The following is a 208-nucleotide window of genomic DNA, read 5'->3' on the forward strand; positions in this document are numbered from 1 at the left end:
CACCTCGCGGGTGAGGTCGAAGCGGTCGATGGCCTTGATCAGGCCGATGGTGCCGACCTGGACGATGTCCTCCATGTCGTCGCCGCGGTTGCGGTAGCGGCGGGCCACGTAGCGGACCATCGACATGTTCATCTCGATGAGGGTGTTGCGCGCGTACTGGTACTCATGGGTGCCCTCTTCGAGGTCCCGCAGCCGGTCGAAGAACTGC

The 208-nt window shown here is 64.4% G+C and carries 1 protein-coding gene; it reads right to left on the reverse strand.

Annotated features, from left to right (window positions below; genetic code table 11):
* On the reverse strand, positions 1 to 208 hold a 208-nt coding region (locus OO62_RS36275; protein WP_033271992.1), incomplete at both ends, for a sigma factor.

Source organism: Streptomyces lydicus (assembly GCF_000717345.1).
Taxonomy (GTDB): domain Bacteria; phylum Actinomycetota; class Actinomycetes; order Streptomycetales; family Streptomycetaceae; genus Streptomyces; species Streptomyces lydicus.